This window comes from Pedobacter sp. AW31-3R, from assembly GCF_052180285.1.
Lineage (GTDB): Bacteria > Bacteroidota > Bacteroidia > Sphingobacteriales > Sphingobacteriaceae > Pedobacter.
This window is the reverse complement of the sequence record NZ_CP197475.1, coordinates 3,797,948-3,814,039: the sequence shown is the minus strand read 5'-3', so window position 1 is coordinate 3,814,039 and position 16,092 is coordinate 3,797,948. Positions and strand designations below refer to the sequence as shown.

The 16,092-nt window shown below is 44.6% G+C and carries 15 protein-coding genes; 10 read left to right on the top strand and 5 right to left on the bottom strand.

Annotated features, from left to right (window positions below):
* Positions 1 to 7: 7 nt before the first annotated feature.
* The 3 genes from ACSBL2_RS15755 (at position 8) to ACSBL2_RS15745 (ending at position 5,216) form a co-directional block, all read left to right on the top strand.
* Entirely contained in the window at positions 8 to 1,783 is a 1,776-nt protein-coding gene (locus ACSBL2_RS15755; RefSeq protein ID WP_442587500.1) for a RagB/SusD family nutrient uptake outer membrane protein, read from the top strand.
* A gap of 253 nt (positions 1,784 to 2,036) precedes the next feature.
* The gene (locus ACSBL2_RS15750) at positions 2,037 to 3,458 is read left to right on the top strand and encodes a glycosyl hydrolase family 28 protein (RefSeq protein WP_442587499.1); all 1,422 of its coding nucleotides are present in this window, start codon (positions 2,037 to 2,039) and stop codon (positions 3,456 to 3,458) included.
* A gap of 150 nt (positions 3,459 to 3,608) precedes the next feature.
* Positions 3,609 to 5,216, top strand: coding sequence for a tetratricopeptide repeat protein (locus tag ACSBL2_RS15745; protein WP_442587498.1), 1,608 nt, complete (start codon positions 3,609 to 3,611; stop codon positions 5,214 to 5,216).
* A 198-nt stretch (positions 5,217 to 5,414) separates the two neighbouring features.
* Here the strand turns inward: ACSBL2_RS15745 and ACSBL2_RS15740 are convergent, their stop codons facing one another.
* The 3 genes from ACSBL2_RS15740 to ACSBL2_RS15730 all read right to left on the bottom strand — a co-directional run bounded on the left by ACSBL2_RS15740 (position 5,415) and on the right by ACSBL2_RS15730 (position 7,536).
* On the bottom strand, positions 5,415 to 5,654 hold the full coding sequence (locus tag ACSBL2_RS15740; RefSeq protein ID WP_442587497.1) for a hypothetical protein: 240 nt from the start codon (positions 5,652 to 5,654) through the stop codon (positions 5,415 to 5,417).
* Positions 5,655 to 5,817: 163 nt separating this feature from the next.
* A complete protein-coding gene (locus ACSBL2_RS15735; protein WP_442587496.1) occupies positions 5,818 to 6,975 on the bottom strand; it encodes an epoxide hydrolase family protein in 1,158 nt (385 codons plus the stop codon).
* A gap of 132 nt (positions 6,976 to 7,107) precedes the next feature.
* The gene (locus tag ACSBL2_RS15730) at positions 7,108 to 7,536 is read right to left on the bottom strand and encodes a hypothetical protein (RefSeq protein ID WP_442587495.1); all 429 of its coding nucleotides are present in this window, start codon (positions 7,534 to 7,536) and stop codon (positions 7,108 to 7,110) included.
* 213 nt (positions 7,537 to 7,749) lie between these two features.
* On the opposite strand from ACSBL2_RS15730, the gene ACSBL2_RS15725 reads away from it, so the two are divergent.
* The 7 genes from ACSBL2_RS15725 to ACSBL2_RS15695 all read left to right on the top strand — a co-directional run bounded on the left by ACSBL2_RS15725 (position 7,750) and on the right by ACSBL2_RS15695 (position 14,585).
* The gene (locus ACSBL2_RS15725) at positions 7,750 to 8,763 is read left to right on the top strand and encodes a LacI family DNA-binding transcriptional regulator (protein ID WP_442587494.1); all 1,014 of its coding nucleotides are present in this window, start codon (positions 7,750 to 7,752) and stop codon (positions 8,761 to 8,763) included.
* A gap of 64 nt (positions 8,764 to 8,827) precedes the next feature.
* Positions 8,828 to 9,760, top strand: a complete 933-nt coding sequence (locus ACSBL2_RS15720; protein ID WP_442587493.1) for a carbohydrate kinase family protein — start codon at positions 8,828 to 8,830, stop codon at positions 9,758 to 9,760.
* A gap of 47 nt (positions 9,761 to 9,807) precedes the next feature.
* The gene (fucP, locus tag ACSBL2_RS15715) at positions 9,808 to 11,124 is read left to right on the top strand and encodes an L-fucose:H+ symporter permease (protein ID WP_442587492.1); all 1,317 of its coding nucleotides are present in this window, start codon (positions 9,808 to 9,810) and stop codon (positions 11,122 to 11,124) included.
* Between the two features lie 55 nt (positions 11,125 to 11,179).
* A complete protein-coding gene (locus tag ACSBL2_RS15710; protein WP_442587491.1) occupies positions 11,180 to 12,589 on the top strand; it encodes a carbohydrate porin in 1,410 nt (469 codons plus the stop codon).
* A gap of 19 nt (positions 12,590 to 12,608) precedes the next feature.
* A complete protein-coding gene (locus ACSBL2_RS15705) occupies positions 12,609 to 13,463 on the top strand; it encodes a sugar phosphate isomerase/epimerase family protein (RefSeq protein WP_442587490.1) in 855 nt (284 codons plus the stop codon).
* A 476-nt stretch (positions 13,464 to 13,939) separates the two neighbouring features.
* The gene (locus ACSBL2_RS15700; RefSeq protein ID WP_442587489.1) at positions 13,940 to 14,203 is read left to right on the top strand and encodes a type II toxin-antitoxin system HicA family toxin; all 264 of its coding nucleotides are present in this window, start codon (positions 13,940 to 13,942) and stop codon (positions 14,201 to 14,203) included.
* Positions 14,196 to 14,585, top strand: coding sequence for a type II toxin-antitoxin system HicB family antitoxin (locus ACSBL2_RS15695; RefSeq protein ID WP_442587488.1), 390 nt, complete (start codon positions 14,196 to 14,198; stop codon positions 14,583 to 14,585). The genes ACSBL2_RS15700 and ACSBL2_RS15695 overlap by 8 nt, the downstream gene beginning before the upstream one ends.
* Positions 14,586 to 14,596: 11 nt before the next feature.
* Here the strand turns inward: ACSBL2_RS15695 and ACSBL2_RS15690 are convergent, their stop codons facing one another.
* Together ACSBL2_RS15690 and ACSBL2_RS15685 are read right to left on the bottom strand one after the other, a co-directional pair.
* Positions 14,597 to 15,259, bottom strand: a complete 663-nt coding sequence (locus ACSBL2_RS15690) for a DUF6266 family protein (RefSeq protein WP_442587487.1) — start codon at positions 15,257 to 15,259, stop codon at positions 14,597 to 14,599.
* 2 nt (positions 15,260 to 15,261) lie between these two features.
* Positions 15,262 to 15,903 (bottom strand): DUF6266 family protein, encoded by a 642-nt coding sequence (locus tag ACSBL2_RS15685; RefSeq protein WP_442587486.1) that lies wholly within the window; start codon positions 15,901 to 15,903, stop codon positions 15,262 to 15,264.
* Between the last annotated feature and the right edge of the window lie 189 nt (positions 15,904 to 16,092).

Below are 16,092 nucleotides of genomic sequence, written 5' to 3'. Positions count from 1 at the left end.
CACAGACATGAAAAAGAACCTATTCTATATCACCCTGATCTTAAGTATATTTTCCATGCCCGGCTGTAAAAAGTCGCTGGATCTGGATCCCAACAACAATGTGGCCGATAAAGACTTCTGGCAAACGCCTGATCAGTTCCGGCTGGGGGCGAACGAGTTTTATACCTATCTGATCACTTTTAACCAGGTTTTATACGACCCGGCACCGACGGCTTCTGTAGCCGGAAGTCCGCATTCCGATATCCGAAGTGACTTCCAGTTGCAGGCTTCCTTCAATGCATTCAGCTCCGGAACCAACAGCGCTGTGGTATCCGACAGGAACTGGGACAATGGGTATACCCGGCTCCGGGCCATCAACAACCTTCTGGAAAAAGGCGCAGCCTATGCAAATCCGGCAGAGATCGCCGTGTATGTTGCCGAAGCAAAATTCTTCCGTGCCTATGTATATTTCGACCTGTTGCAGCAATTCGGTGGGGTGCCTATTGTCACCAAACCCTTAACCATCGAATCGCCCGAGTTGCAGATTCCAAGGAACTCCCGTGATGAGGTCGTCGATTTCATCGTTAAAGATTTAGAGGAGGCCATCACGGCACTGCCCCTGGAAAATGCCATCACCGCTTCGGCCAAAGGCAGAATAAGCAAAGGTGCCGCCCAGGCCTTCCTGGGAAGGGTAGGTTTATATGAAGGTACCTGGCAGAAATTCCGGAATGGAGATGCAACGCGCTACAACACGCTGCTCGACAAATCTATTGCCAGCAGCAGGGCGGTGATGCAGGATGCTTCTTATGAAATTTTTGCTCCTGCCATCCTGGGCGATTCAGCACAGAAGTATTTGTTTATCCTGGAGAATGAAAAGTCTAATCCGGCGGGACTGAATAAAACGGCAAACAAAGAGTATATCCTGGCGAACCGCTATGAATTTTCTCTAAGGCAGATCGGTCAGAATGTAACCCACACCTATAATGGCATGGGCTTAACGCGGAAACTTGTCAATTTATTTCTGTGTGAAGACGGGTTGCCGGTAGACAAATCGCCCCTGTTTAAGGGATACTCCACCACCCGCTCAGAATTTGTGAACAGGGACCACCGCCTGAAATACAATGTCATGATTGACAGCAATTACCATTGGGACAATGAAAACCCGGGATCAAGGGTAACCTGGACAGGGGATGCGGTCGACCGTGCAAACTCCCGGGGGCGACACAATCCGAGGGTATATGCAGGCTATGCCAATCAGAAATGGACCACAGAAAGACGTCTGAATGATACACAGGAAGGATATGACTACCCTGTAATTCGTCTGGCAGAAGTTTACCTGAACTATGCAGAAGCTATTTTTGAGCGCAATGGGGCCATCTCTGATGCCGACCTTGATCTCTCGCTGAACAAAGTCCGCAACAGGGTAAATAAGACCATGCCTAAACTGAGTAACAGTTTTGCAGGGACAAACGGACTTGACATGCGGACGGAAATCAGGCGGGAGAGAAGTATTGAGTTGTACTTTGAAGGGTTCAGGCTGGATGACCTGAAACGCTGGAAAACTGCCGAAACCGAAATGCCCATGAACACGCTAGGCGTGCGCTGGACCGGAACACTCTGGGAAGCCCGGTGGCATGCGGGTACGGCCACTGCACCGCCCTATACTGCTCCTTTAAAGTTAGATACGGAAGGTAATTTGCTATGGGAGAGCGGCAGAAAATGGATCGAACGAAATTACCTGAATCCAATTCCTACCCAACAGATTCAATTGAACAATCAGCTGGTTCAAAACCCAGGCTGGTAATCGTCAAACCGATGTTCCAAACCGGTAAAAATAGCGGCTGTCAATAGGTGCAGTCGCTATTTTTATCATTCACCCATTATCATTTACACATTTATTAGGTACATTTTTATCATACACACTTTTACCCTTGACACGCTTATGATTTGAGCTGGTCTCATTTATACTCTATTTCATTTACACGCCTATGATTTGCATGTACAGCAATACCTCTTCATTATTCAATCCTCATTCCCTATTCAAACCTCAGGAAATCATGAAGTCCCTCATGTGTTTTATTTTTTTACCACTAATATGGCCTGCTTTTCCTGCAGATGCACAGGAACTGATTACCTATCCTGCACCACAGGCAGTCATGTATACGCAGCATAATGACGACTATACGGTCCGTGTGCGCCGGCCGCAAGGCGAGTGGCAGGATCTTTTCGAATATAAGGTAATGGTAGATTTGGATAAACCACAGGAGGCCTCCATGGTATATTTTGATTTCTCGGGTACCGTTGAAGTTGCGGTACGGAAGAACAATGGTAACTTCCAGGCGGTTAAAGTGCGTCCCTCAGTGAAGGAAGTGAAAACCAAAACAGAAGGAAGCACCGTATTCTTTAAACTGGACCGGCCAGCCAAATTATCCATAGAGTTTGATGGTGACAGGTTGCACAACCTTCATTTATTTGCGAATGAAATAGAAAAAAGCCGTCCGGATCCGGCAGATACCAATGTAATTTATTTCGGTCCGGGTGTCCACCAGCCTAAAGACCTGCCGGGCAATGAGATCAATATCCCCTCCGGAAAAACGGTTTATATCGCAGGAGGGGCGGTGCTGCGTGCCAAACTGGTATGCGACCGGGTAAATCAGGTAAGAATCACAGGCAGAGGAATCCTTGACCAGCCGCAGAGAGGTGTAGAAATCAGGCATTCGACCAATGTGGAAGTCGATGGGATTATCGTAGTTAACCCAAAACATTATACCATTTATGCCGGAGGGTCTAAAAACATTGCCATCAAAAATATCAAATCATTCAGCGCAAACGGCTGGAGTGACGGAATAGACCTCATGAGCTGCACTGAGGTCAGCATAGACGATGTATTTATGCGAAATTCGGACGATTGCATTGCTATATATGGGCACAGGTGGGACTTTTATGGCGATGCGAGGAATTACAGGGTGACCAATTCTATCCTTTGGGCTGATGTGGCGCATCCGATCAATATTGGGTTACATGGGAACACGGCAAATACAGGAGAAATGATCGAAAACCTGCTGTTCAAAAACATTGATATCCTGGAGCATGATGAAGATGACCCGAACTATCAGGGTTGTATGGCCATCAGTGCCGGGGATTTGAATGACATCAGGAATGTCACCTTTGAAGACATCAGAATTGACGATTTCCAGGAAGGACAGCTATTGAACCTGCGGGTGGTCAATAATGCGAAATACAATACAGGCCCAGGCAGGGGGATTGAAAATGTTCTTTTTAAGGATATCAGTTATTCCGGTTCCAACCTCATCCCGTCCGTGATAGAAGGATTGGATAAGGCGCATGGAATTCATCAGGTGCGCTTTCAAAACCTGAAGATCAATGGTAAAGTTATTCCTGACAGCAAAGCGGGAAACATTAAAATAGGGGATTTTACGTCTGGTATCTCTTTTTCGGGATTACTGAAAAGGCAATAACGTGATATCCCAGCTTCAGCACCACAATCTTCATAAGGGCAAAGATGAACGATAAAAAATACTTACATATAAGTATTTCAACTCCAAAAAGAAAGAAGCAATTTCGCAGTTCGGTATGTTTTCTGTACAACTACCCTAATTGACGCCTATATGAAAAACTTTATAATTTTTGCCCTGATCTTCATTAACGTGCTGGCTGTAAATGCCCAGAAAAAGCTGAATGGTGCAATTGCCCCGATAGCAGCGGTGGGCTACAACCGTTATACGCATGTGAATTGGGAGGTTTCTTACCAATTTGAGAAAAGAAACAACGATATCTATCTGGTGTATTACAATCCCCGGGTAACTGTACCTGCCCATGCATCTTACGCTACTCCGCAAAAGGTATACACAAAAGGCGAATTGGGTTTGTCGGCCTGGCCGGATACGGAGCTGAAGCCATCCTCTCTGAATGTGCAGATCAATTGCATCACACCTTTTGGAAAAACTGAGCCATCCGGATTTGCGATATCATCGACAAGTGATGGCAGATCTGAAGATTGGGTTTGTGTGGCTAAATTAAACGGCAAGGAGGTAGACCTGTCAGCTTTTAAACTCGTTGTAACCAAAGCATCTTACAATACTCAACCAGTGCAGGATCTTGATCGTATCATCAACCAAATGAAAGCCAGCAATGCAACCGCTGCGGGTTCCGTCGTTTCCAATACTGCCAGAAATCCTACCAGCACCAATGGCATTTCTGCCGCTCAGGCGAATCCAGCTTCTGCTGCCAACAAAACAGAGTCCAGCCCGGGCTACATCATGAGTTATTCAAATATCGGCATTTCTGATCGAGCACCGGCATCCACTAAACAAGAGGTTACCAACCAAATTATAAGCGGTGCTGCCGGTATTGCAGGCGACTTGCTCAATGATATGAATGCCAACAGGGAAAGAAAAATTGCAGCTGAAAGGGCAGCATATGATGCCAAACAATCAATTTTGGCTGGTGAGCGGATAAAAGTGGCAGAAGTTCAATTCAGGGAGACCTACCTTCCGTTAATTGATAAAGCAAACCGTGGAGATGAACATACCAGGATGTTATTGTATTTTACAAGTGATGTTTTCTATACTCAATCTTTAGTTCCTCAGAGGGAACAATGGCTTCAGCAGGCTTATGAAAATAACAATACAGATGCTATTCTGGAAATGGCGAGAATTGCTGGAGGCGGCTACCGGTCGAGCATGGACTTCGAAAAATCAATTCCATTATTGCAAAAAGCAGGTAGTCTGGGTAGTGCCGATGCGCTTTTTCTACTCGGGCAGTATTACGGTACAAAACCGTCAAGCTATAAAGGCATTCCATCAGCAGGAGGAAATGATCCGGAATTATCCCTTAAAATGTTTAAAGCAGCAGCCGAAAATGGAAGTCCAAGTGCGATGTACTACCTTGGGATGATCTATAAGTACGGCTACATGCACAGTTACAAAAAACTTGCTGCGAAATATAATGTTGAGCTGAATGAAAAAACGGCATTGGAATGGTTTGAAAAGAGCCTCCAGCCAGACTATGTGGAGTCTTTATATGCAAGGACCTTAATCAGCAACAACGGGACGTGTTCCTATTTCAATAAATCCTCCTATTATGAATTAGGTGTTTTATACAGCAAGGGAAAAGTGATACCTAAGGATCCGGCTAAATCGAAATTATTTTTCGATAAATCAAGCGATTATACTTATGAATATGAAAAGCGTCAAAAGTTCAGACAGAAGTATTAAATTGTCTGCTTGTCTTTAACCCAGATCAATTTCAGCTCCGGAGGTTTTGGTAATCAATACAGGGTGTGTTTTACTAAACATTTAGAAAGTCAATCAAACGTTCTGTTGAATCGTGAAGGAGATATTGTGGTAAATTCTCAAAAATAATTTAGAGGCCAAAAATAAATACGCAAATACTTGTATCTAATAGATATTGTATTAAAATTTAAGATGCTTATCTCTAAAATTTCTTGATGCCTTGATTTCTTCATTGATGCTTTCAGCCGATTTACTTTCGGGAAATGCACCAAATGAATTAAAAAATGCTTCTTCTTTAGTGTTCTTCTCTTTTTTTATTGACTTTGTAAGACGTTCAATTAACTCCAATTTAGTAAAGGAATCTAATCCCTCAAATAGTGAAGAGTAAGTGTCAAGAATATTTTTCGTTGCAACTGTCATGACTCTTTGGTTTAAGAAACATTTTCACAGATAAATGCTTTATACAAAAATAGCAATATAATCAACAAACTTAAAATTTTATTAAATAGGATTCATTGATCATCAACAAAGAAGGCCTTCACAAACTATATAGGATGAGATATGAGGCAATTCAAATCTTTTATCAACTGCGTTGCTCCAGGTGCTGTCTGTGTGCATCCAATTCCGAGAAGAAATCTACAAGATCTTTTGCCAATAATTCCGGCTGTTCCACTGCGGCAAAGTGACCCCCGGCAGGCATCGTTGTCCAGCGATTGATATTAAACCCCTTTTCAACATACGAACGTGGGGGAGTAGGTAATTCTTTTGGGAATTTAGCAAAAGCAACTGGCACGGTTACAAACTCACCTTTTTCAAACAGCATTGGATTTTTACTGTTTTCGTGATAAATCTGCATAGATGAATGAATGGTCTGTGTAATCCAGTATAAGGTAATATTGGCCAGCAACTCCTCTTTGGTAAAGCAATTTTCAATATTACCCTTGTTATCGCTCCAGCCATTGAATTTTTCCAGGATCCATGCGCACAATCCGGCAGGAGAATCATTCAGGCCATAAGCGGCAGTCAGGGGTTTCGTTGCATGCAGGTACGCATACGCACCTTCCCTGGCAGACCACTCTGCTCCGGCTTTCTGAAAAGCCAGTACCTCAGCGGAAAGCTGTTCCCCATCTGCTATATAAGGCTGGTAAGAACCGGAAATATAATTAAGGTGCAGACCAATCAGGTGAGATGGATATCGTCTGGCCAGCCAGGTACTGATCCCCGAACCTATATCCCCACCCTGTGCCCCATAGCGATCATACCCAAGTTTCTTCATCAGCTGATGCCAAATATGGGCAACAAATTCACTGTTGCCACCCGGATGCGTGATTTTACCGGAAAAGCCAAAGCCAGGAATAGAGGGAATCACCAGGTCAAAGGAAAAACCTGGATCTTCAGTCAGTAGCGGAATGAGCTTCATCATTTCGAGAAATGAACCTGGCCATCCATGGGTAATGATTAAGGGTACTGATCGCTTACCCTTTCCTTTAATGTGCAAAAAATGAATCTCATATCCATCAATATCAGCGATGAAATTTGGGTAAGCATTAATTTCCTCTTCCACCTTACGCCAGTCAAATGTGTGTCGCCAGTAAGCAGTTAATTCTTTCATATAAGAAAGATCTGCGCCAGTACTCCAGCCAGAACCGCTGAACTCATCAGGCCACCGGGTTAAATCTAATCTTAATTTCAGCTCATCCAGAATCTGCTGCGGAACATGAACTGCAAAAGGTTTTATCATAGGAACAGGTGTTAATCTCTCTTTTTAGAACCAGGTGATTTTACAGGGAAAGGTAGTAAAATGTACATCACCACAAAAAACCTTTTTGAATATGTTCAATTTGATACCTATCCTATACAACTCTTCTATATCTTACAAACCTTCCTTCTGATCGACAAGTAAATGCAGGGTACTTGCCAAAAGGATACTGGCAGGGAGGAAGTAAAAAAGCCAAATGATATTTCTCCAGTAGGGGAATACCCATATATTCGAAAAGGTTCCTATTAAACAGATGAAGAGCACAAAGACCGTGTTCAGCACAATAATCTTAAAAAGCAGATTCAGCCTTCGTCTTTTGCCAAGATAGTTCAGCGCATAATAGTTGGGCAGCAAAATAAAGAACAAGGCGATCATGGGCGTCAAAAAGAAGGTCAGGAAGGGATCCAACACCACATATTCTGCAAATGTTCCTGAAAACATGCTATGGTCATGCATGATCTCCATCATGAAGTAAACCCTGCCCAATGTCAGCACCGGAACCAGTATAAAAGCCACTAATATATTCACTACGATTCTCTTCATGAAGTCTTGTATAAGCATTAGGGGGAGAAGGTAATAATTTTTCCTTCAGCAATACGCATCTGCCTTCATCTTTTGCTACACCTATAACAGGCTACTCTTTCCCATTCCTCCACCATCAATTCCGCCGTTTCGAATTCATTTATTTTATTTTTGTTTAAACGATTAAACTTTATATTTTTGCTTCCCCGGGGTACTTAAGTATTCCATAAAACAATGGCGAAAGTTTCATTAAAAGATGTGGCGAATAAAGCGGGCGTTTCAACAGCATTGGTTTCCTATGTGCTGAACAACCGTATGAAGGGCCGCATCAGTGAAGCTTCTATTGAAAAAGTAAAAAAGGCAGCAGCAGAGCTGAACTACCAGCCCAACCACATTGCGAAAAGCCTGAAATTACAAAAGACCTATTCCCTGGGATTAATTGTGGCCGATATCGCCAACCCATTCTCTTCCTACATTTCCCGGATCATCGAAGATGAAGCGCAGAAGAATGGATATACCCTCATCATTGGCAGTTCTGATGAAAACGCGGTGAAATCGCAGGGACTGATTGACCTGTTTGTGAACCGCCAGGTCGATGGAATTATTATCGCCCCTGTAGAAAATACCCAGGAGCAGATCAGGGAACTGAAAAAATACCAGATCCCTTTCATTCTGCTCGACCGTTATTTCCCGGAGCTGAACGCTGACCATATCGGCGTAGACAATTATAAGGCTTCCTGTATGGCGACTGAACACCTGATTGCCTGTGGCAGAAAGAAGACCGGCATTGTTTCTTACCAAACCAGTCTCCACCACCTGCAGGAAAGGGTGAGGGGATACATCGAAACCCTGGCGCTGCATGGCATCCCGCAGGATCCTGCTTTGATCAGCCTTGCCGATATTGAATCCATAGACCAGGATGTGGAACAGGCCATCGATACTTTCCTGTCGGACGAAGTAAAGGCCGACTCGATATTCTTTACCAGTAATAAACTGGCTATTGCCGGACTAAAAGTCCTGATCAAAAGGGGAATCAGCATACCAGACCAGCTTTCAATCCTCTCCTTTGATGAAACCGATGCATTCGACCTGTTTTATGCCCCGCTCACCTATATCCGTCAGCCCCTGGCCGGAATAGGGAAGAAGGCTGTATCCCTGATCCTTGAAAAAATAAAATCTGAACCAAATGATCCCGTACATGTTCTATTAGATGCGGAATTGGTGGTTCGACAATCCTCTATATTTTAAACTTTTTTTTAACCGGTATGTTTAAACGATTAAACAAGCTATAAACCAAAATAAACCAATAGATATGACAACAGAAAATCAACACCAGCCTTCAGTAGTATGCTTCGGGGAAGTCCTGTGGGATGTATTCCCAACGGTAAGAAAACCGGGCGGCGCCCCCATGAACGTAGCTTATAACTTGCGCCAGCTAGGGGTAAACTGTTCCATGATCTCACGCCTGGGCGACGATGAGGATGGCAAAGGGCTTTTACAGCAATTCGCGGACTGGAATTTTCCTGCGACTTATATTGGAATCGATTGCAAATATCCAACCAGCACGGTAGACCTGGTTGCCGATGAGCACAACGACTATACCTATACCATCCATGAGGGCGTAGCCTGGGACCATATCCCTGTAGATGCCGCCAATGCAGCACTGGTCAGCAATGCCGATGCCTTTGTATTCGGAAGTCTGGCAATGCGGGATACCGAAACTTACCACACTTTATTGCAGCTGATGGATCTGGCCAGGGTGAAAGTATTGGACATCAATATCCGCATGCCTTTTTTCTCTATCGATAAGATCAGGGAAATCCTGCCTAAAATCGACATCTTAAAGCTCAACAAAGCAGAGCTGAACCAGGTCATAGAAGCATTGGGCGCAGACATCGAAGCTGATGAGGACCTGCGTGTCCGTTATTTACAGGATACCTATGGCATCGCAGAAGTACTGCTCACCAAAGGCAGCAAGGGCGCGATTTACTATTGCGGAGCGGAAAGCTTTTTTCAACCTGCGTACCACATCACTGTTAAAGATACCGTGGGAAGCGGGGATGCCTTTCTTGCAGGTTTTCTATCGAAACGTTTCTCCGGAACGCCAGCGGTCTCCAAAAGCAGTTATGTAGATTTTGCAGCAGCCATTGGTGCCTTCATGACCACCAAAGATGGCGCCTGTCCTTCTTATACCATCGATGAGGTGATTGCTTTTATTCAGGAACACCGGCAACCTGCTTTATAATTTTATATCGAAACCATTTTATATCAAAACCAAATAGAATCCGCTGTATGCAACAACTCAATCTGACACCTGAGGCCCCGATTACGGCCGCAGGGACTACCTCTGCCACTTCAACAACCAGGAACCGTTATTTATGGCCGCTTGGTCTGATTATCAGCCTTTTTTTCCTCTGGGGAATGGCTGGTAATCTCAACGACATCCTGATCAAACAATTCAAGAAAGCCTTTGAGCTGACCGATCTGCAGTCGGGCCTGGTACAATCTGCCTTTTACATGGGCTACTTTGTTTTGGCCATTCCGGCCTCCATGGTCATGCGCCGGTACAATTACAAAACGGGGATTATCATCGGACTGGTCTTATATGCGATCGGTGCTTTTCTGTTTTTTCCTGCTGCAGAGAACAGTTCTTACCCATTTTTTCTGTTCGCCCTGTTTGTCATCGCATCCGGACTAGCCTTCCTGGAAACAGCGGCTAATCCTTATGTTTCTGCCCTGGGATCTCCTGAAACGGCCACTTTCCGCCTTAACCTGGCGCAGTGTTTCAACCCTATCGGTTGTGTTACCGGAATCCTGATCGGCCAGCATTTTATCTTTTCCGGCGTAGAACATACGGCAGCCCAATTGGCGCTGATGTCAGAGCAGGCACAAAAAGATTACTTCAACACCGAATCGCAGGCCGTACAAATCCCTTACCTTGTCATCGGAGCGGTCATCCTGTTATGGGCTATCATGATCTCCCTGACCAGATTCCCTGAAGTAAAAGACGAGCAGGGAGCACATACTTCTTCCACAAAAAGCAGTCTCGGTAAAATCCTGGGCATTCCGCATTTCAGAATGGCCGTACTGGCACAATTTTTCTATGTCGGCGCACAGGTCTGTATCTGGAGTTTCCTTATCCGCTATGCACAATGGGCTGTTCCCGGCACTACAGAGAAAATGGCGGCCAATTACCTCACCATTTCCCTGGTGGTTTTCACTATCGGACGTTTTGTAGGTACTGCTTTGTTAAACCGGATCAAAGACCATCACCTGCTGGGTATTTACACGGTGATCAACATGGCACTGGTGGGTGTCGCCATCCTGTTTCCTGGTGTCGCCGGCATCTGGGCACTGATCGCTACCAGCTTTTTCATGTCCATCATGTATCCGACCATCTTTTCCCTGGGCATCAAAAACCTTGGTGAGCACGCCAAACTCGCTTCGTCGGTATTGGTCATGGCAATTATTGGTGGGGCAGTGCTGACACTTGCGATGGGGTATCTCTCTGATTCGACAAATATTGCGCTTTCGCTAATCGTGCCACTGGCTGGTTTTGCGTTTGTGGCTTATTTCGCGGTCCGCGGTTATCAAACTAAAAATGCTTAAGCTCTCTTTTTTGTTTCGTAAGTTTAAACGATTAAACAAGCGAAATTGGCAGATTATGAAGGAGAAGAAGGGAGGAGCGGCGGTTTGTATGCTTGTCCTGCTCATCCTGCCTTTTCTGGCCGGGGCACAGATTACCATTGTCAATAAAAATGTATCCATTGGTACCACCGGCCGAATAGGCCTGGGGTATTCGCCAACGCTGGAAGGCCACACAGGCCGGCAGCTCAATTTATCCGGACAAGGATCTTTGGGCAGTCGGCTGGAGCAGGGCGATTATGTGGATATCCTTCCTGCATTTCACTTCACACCCGTAAATGCCAATAAGGATAGCACCTCTATCGTCTTCCAGGCAAGGCTTGCTTTTTACTCCACCAATGGAACCATGCTGGGGAATGTCAACAGCGGCTCGATCAACGGGACAGTCATCGGTCTGCCGGAAGCCTTTGTGGAAGTGCGCAATATTGTGGGCAGCAAATGGAGCATGTGGGCAGGTGCGCGTTATATGCGTTACGACGATATCCATATCTGCGATTATTTCTATTTCGACGACCATTCTTCGGAAGGTTTTGGGATAAAATACAAGAATACCTCCTTCTCCGTCATGTTCCCTGCCGCAGTGGATACCTCTTCTTCCAATGTTTCGCCCTATTCCTATGTCAATACGATTTCCGGGGGACCGGCACTGGCTTACCGCCAGAAAGAAGTTTTAATAGCCGAGCAGTTGCTGACTGCCGGTAAACTGCACACACTTAAATTGCTGGCCGAGTACCATCACCTGTCAGCGGCAGAAAAAAATGCGTTTCCTGCTTATCCGGGCGACAATGGCTGGCTGGTTGGAGCCAAGCTTACGTCTGAACTGAAGACGACGTTGCCCGGATCATTTAACCAGTTCGCACTGCGTTATGGAAGCGGTATTGCCAACGGAGGCGATAACGGAAATACCTGGACCTGGAATACCTATGGGGCACCAAATGAGGAGACCAACCGGTACAACGGGGCATATTCCATCACTGCTGTAGAGCATTTCATGCTCAACCTGTCCAATAAATTCAGCCTGAATGGGTATGGTGTGTATACGCATAGCCGGGGAGGAGCTTCCAGCAATGAAAAAGCGGAAGACTATTACCAGCGGTCTATTTTCAACCGCAAGACAGATTTCGTAGCCGGCTGCCGGGGAATTACGTATCTAAAGAACTGGTTCCACCTCATTACAGAATTGCACTATGCGCAGCGTAAAGATGGTGATCAGCCCAATGCCTCCATGCTTAAATTTATTGTGGCGCCAACGCTGGTGCCTACTGCAGAGCGGAGTCCCTGGGCAAGGCCACATATCCGGGCTATTTTTTCGGTGGCGAAATACAACAAGTATGCTGCTGAAAATCAATATTCCGCATTTCTGGCGCAGGCCGGTGTGAAAAACTGGGGTACCTATATTGGCGTACGCTCGGAATGGTGGATTTTTTAATGAATAAAATATAGAGATCATGAGTATAAAATTTGGAGCATCTATCTTATCCTGGATCCCACCTTTGTGGACACCTGAAGGTGGAAAATATGCCATCGCACAAAGTCAGGCTGCGGGGTTCGACTTACTGGAAATCCTGTTGCCGGCATCGATGGAGTTTGACGCGCTTACCGTAAAAAGACAACTGAAGCAGCACCACCTGGAGGCAGTTTGTTCGCTGAACCTTCCTGCGAATTGCCACATCCCTTATTATCCGAAAGTAGCGGTCAAGCTCATCAAGGCCGCCCTGGATAAAACCGCAACACTTGATGTCACCTTATTGGGTGGGGTCTTACATTCCGCGATCAATGTCTTTAGCGGAAATCTGCGGACGGCAGCGGAAGAGGAAATCATCTGCGAGGTATGGGCGGAAGTTGCCGATTATGCGCAGCACCTTGGGATTACCATTGCCATTGAACCGATTAACCGGTACGAAAGTTATGTTTGCACCAGCGCAGCTGAAGTGTTACAACTGATTGAACGCGTCAATGCTCCCAATTTGGCCCTGCACCTGGACACCTTTCACATGAATATTGAAGAGGATAACTTCCGTGAGCCCATCATCGCTGCGGGAAATCGTCTGGCGCATATCCATATGACGGAAAGCAACCGGGGTATGCTGGGAGAGGGGAATGTGCATTGGGACGATTTATTTGGCGCCCTGGCCGAGATTAACTTCCAGGGCAACCTGGTGCTGGAAAACTTTTCTTCCAGTGTAGAAGGAATGGCGACTGCAGTTTCCTTGTGGAGACCATCCAGACATCCGGCCTGGGAACTGGCCAGGGGGAGCTTGAAATTCATGAAGGAAAACGCGGCGAAGTATAATCTGGTCTGATCCTTAAAGAAGGAACATCATGAGCTCAGCAGCAAAATATGGTCATTTTGATTTTCTGGTCGAAATGATCGTATTTTGCTGTTTTGGAAACGAAACATTGCCACAATTGGCTTCTCCATACTTCTTTTATAGGTATGGTATGTATTCAATTTTCAGAAGATATCAACCAGGTACTTTCATTTTTATTTGTTTCCATCGCATTCTTCAATAAAAACACTTTTTTTAACCTTTCTTTATACAAGTTGTAGTAAATTATTCCGTCGATTTTGTCCACTGCAATTTTATTTTTTACCTGATTGATGAGCTCTTGTGAATAGGAATGTTCAGCGTAAAACTGAAAGTAAACCATAAGTATGATTTTTGGTCATCTTGTAACTAATTTATAGTTGCATTTTTGTACGGTAATTTTTATTTTTGATTCAAGCAGTAAAAAAGAGAATCACTATGAACAGATCGAACAGGAAAAACAAATGCGTATGTCACGTAATGAAAAATTACTCGAGAGATTATTATCTGTTCCCAAAGATTTTACCTGGGAAGAATTGTTGAGATTTTTGTCTTCTTATGGATATGAAGAAGTAAAAACCGGTAAAACCGGAGGTTCAAGAAGGAAATTTGCGGATGCAAATAAACATATTATCGCTCTTCACAAACCTCATCCGTCAAATATCCTGAAAGAATATATTACACGTGATATAATTACTAACTTAAAGGCTACAGGCCAGATAAAAGATGAATGACATCCTACAATATAAAAATTATCATGGGTCAGTACACTTTAGTGCAGCTGATGAGGTTTTTCATGGTAAAATTTTGGCAATAAATGACCTGGTTAGTTTCGAAGGGGCATCTGTCAGTGAATTGAAATTAGCTTTCCAGGAGGCTGTAGAGGATTATCTGGAAACTTGCCTAAAAATTGGAAAGGCCCCTGAAAAAACTTACAGAGGCACTTTCAATGTCAGGGTTCCCTCGGCCCTTCATAAACAAGCATCTTTATTTGCCGCTATCCATAATATTACCCTGAATGAGTTTGTCAAAACTGCGCTTACCTATACCCTAAAACATCAGGAGCAATTTAATCAGTCCCTGGAAGACGAAGGTATGAAACCAGGCAGGGCGTAACCCTTCTACAACTACTTCAAAATTGTCACCATACCCAGGTAATCTGTTTCAGAGACGAGCTTTCCATCCTGAGAAGCGACAAATAAGTAACAGGCAAACTCGTGGCCTATTTGGATTGAAGTTGCTGTTGCAGAATAACTCCCTGTTTCTCTTGTGCCGGCGAAAATCTCTGCGACACATTCTCCTATATTTTTATCACATAGCACAATGTACACGCGATCATCTGGTTCACTATCCTTATTTGGATAGGGATTAAGTTCCCATGTTATCGTGATTCTTCTTCCTTCCTCTGCCTTTACCTGTGGATTCCATACCTGCTGTGTTAGCCAAATGGGCTTACTGAACTTCACCAGTGCCAAATCTATAAAGCTATTGTCATCTTCAGTCAACAATGCCCCGGTCATGTGATAAGAACAGGCCATATTCATTGGTGTCATACATTTATTTTTAGGCTGTTGATAGCCGATTTTGATCACATTGCTGGCCATCCTCAGAAATTCCCTCACCAAACTGAATTTATCATGCTGAGCGGTTTGCTCAGACGATTGCACAGCCCTGCGGCGCTTTCTTGGCAGGGACTTGATAATCTCCAGATTCATCCAGGTAGTCATGAGCACCGGGCCTACTTTTCCCTTATAGGCTGAGCCGGTTGTATTTGTTTTCCTTGACGCCATATCTACCAGCTAAATTTTCCGAGATATAAGCTATCGCTGATCTGGCTACGGTCATCGCTCACAAAGGAAATATATACCTCCACAGTACTTCCTTTCCTGATTCCTGCGAGGTCCAGCACATCTTTTCCGGTAAGGCGTTTCGCACCTCCTGTGGTGTACCTGGATTCCTTTAATTCAGGGAAATAGGCCATCAGGATGGCCTGGTCACTGATATGGGCAGGAGAAGAGGCCTTTGTATCCCAGTTAAAGGCCAGCCCTGTTTCGGTAACTTTCACCTCAGCAGCAGCCGTTCCGGGTAAGGATCCTTTGGTCATCAGAATTTTAGCGCAGTCGACACTGCGATTTGGAAATTCGCCCTGGATGGAATTCCTTCTATTGCAGGAAACCATAGCATTATAGGAATTCATACCTAGTTTTTTTCCTTCCAGTCCGTATCCTACAGTGGTAAAACGCTTCAAAGGCTTCATAAAATTAGCGAATACTTTGGTGTCTGTCTCCACAACAAGTTGTTTTGGTTTGGCTGGTACTGTTCTTTTTTTGTTTTTTCGCTTTGCACAGGTCCTTCCATCAGGGAGGGGATAATACGTGATCCCATCAACTGTACCGGAGAAGCCTAGATAGGGGCCGCTTGTAACGATAGCCATAATTTTGAATATTTAAAGTTTATAATTAATTAACCAATTATGCAGCTTAAAATCGAAATCAGGCAGGGTCTTTACAGGGCGGTGTCGGTGTCGAATTTATAGCCGAATGAAACTTGTGCTTATTATTGCATGAGCATCGTTACAAATATAAACAATGAAGGGTGCTGATTGCAAATAATAATGTAAAAA

Coding starts and splice junctions, on each gene's coding strand:
- ACSBL2_RS15720 (WP_442587493.1), top strand. CDS start 8,828: ATGACAACAGAAAATCAACACCAGCCTTCAGTAGTATGCTTCGGGGAA.
- ACSBL2_RS15685 (WP_442587486.1), bottom strand. CDS start 15,903: ATGGCTATCGTTACAAGCGGCCCCTATCTAGGCTTCTCCGGTACAGTT.
- ACSBL2_RS15700 (WP_442587489.1), top strand. CDS start 13,940: ATGTCACGTAATGAAAAATTACTCGAGAGATTATTATCTGTTCCCAAA.
- ACSBL2_RS15740 (WP_442587497.1), bottom strand. CDS start 5,654: ATGACAGTTGCAACGAAAAATATTCTTGACACTTACTCTTCACTATTT.
- ACSBL2_RS15730 (WP_442587495.1), bottom strand. CDS start 7,536: ATGAAGAGAATCGTAGTGAATATATTAGTGGCTTTTATACTGGTTCCG.
- ACSBL2_RS15695 (WP_442587488.1), top strand. CDS start 14,196: ATGAATGACATCCTACAATATAAAAATTATCATGGGTCAGTACACTTT.
- ACSBL2_RS15690 (WP_442587487.1), bottom strand. CDS start 15,259: ATGGCGTCAAGGAAAACAAATACAACCGGCTCAGCCTATAAGGGAAAA.
- ACSBL2_RS15710 (WP_442587491.1), top strand. CDS start 11,180: ATGAAGGAGAAGAAGGGAGGAGCGGCGGTTTGTATGCTTGTCCTGCTC.
- ACSBL2_RS15755 (WP_442587500.1), top strand. CDS start 8: ATGAAAAAGAACCTATTCTATATCACCCTGATCTTAAGTATATTTTCC.
- ACSBL2_RS15705 (WP_442587490.1), top strand. CDS start 12,609: ATGAGTATAAAATTTGGAGCATCTATCTTATCCTGGATCCCACCTTTG.
- ACSBL2_RS15725 (WP_442587494.1), top strand. CDS start 7,750: ATGGCGAAAGTTTCATTAAAAGATGTGGCGAATAAAGCGGGCGTTTCA.
- ACSBL2_RS15745 (WP_442587498.1), top strand. CDS start 3,609: ATGAAAAACTTTATAATTTTTGCCCTGATCTTCATTAACGTGCTGGCT.
- fucP (WP_442587492.1), top strand. CDS start 9,808: ATGCAACAACTCAATCTGACACCTGAGGCCCCGATTACGGCCGCAGGG.
- ACSBL2_RS15750 (WP_442587499.1), top strand. CDS start 2,037: ATGAAGTCCCTCATGTGTTTTATTTTTTTACCACTAATATGGCCTGCT.
- ACSBL2_RS15735 (WP_442587496.1), bottom strand. CDS start 6,975: ATGATAAAACCTTTTGCAGTTCATGTTCCGCAGCAGATTCTGGATGAG.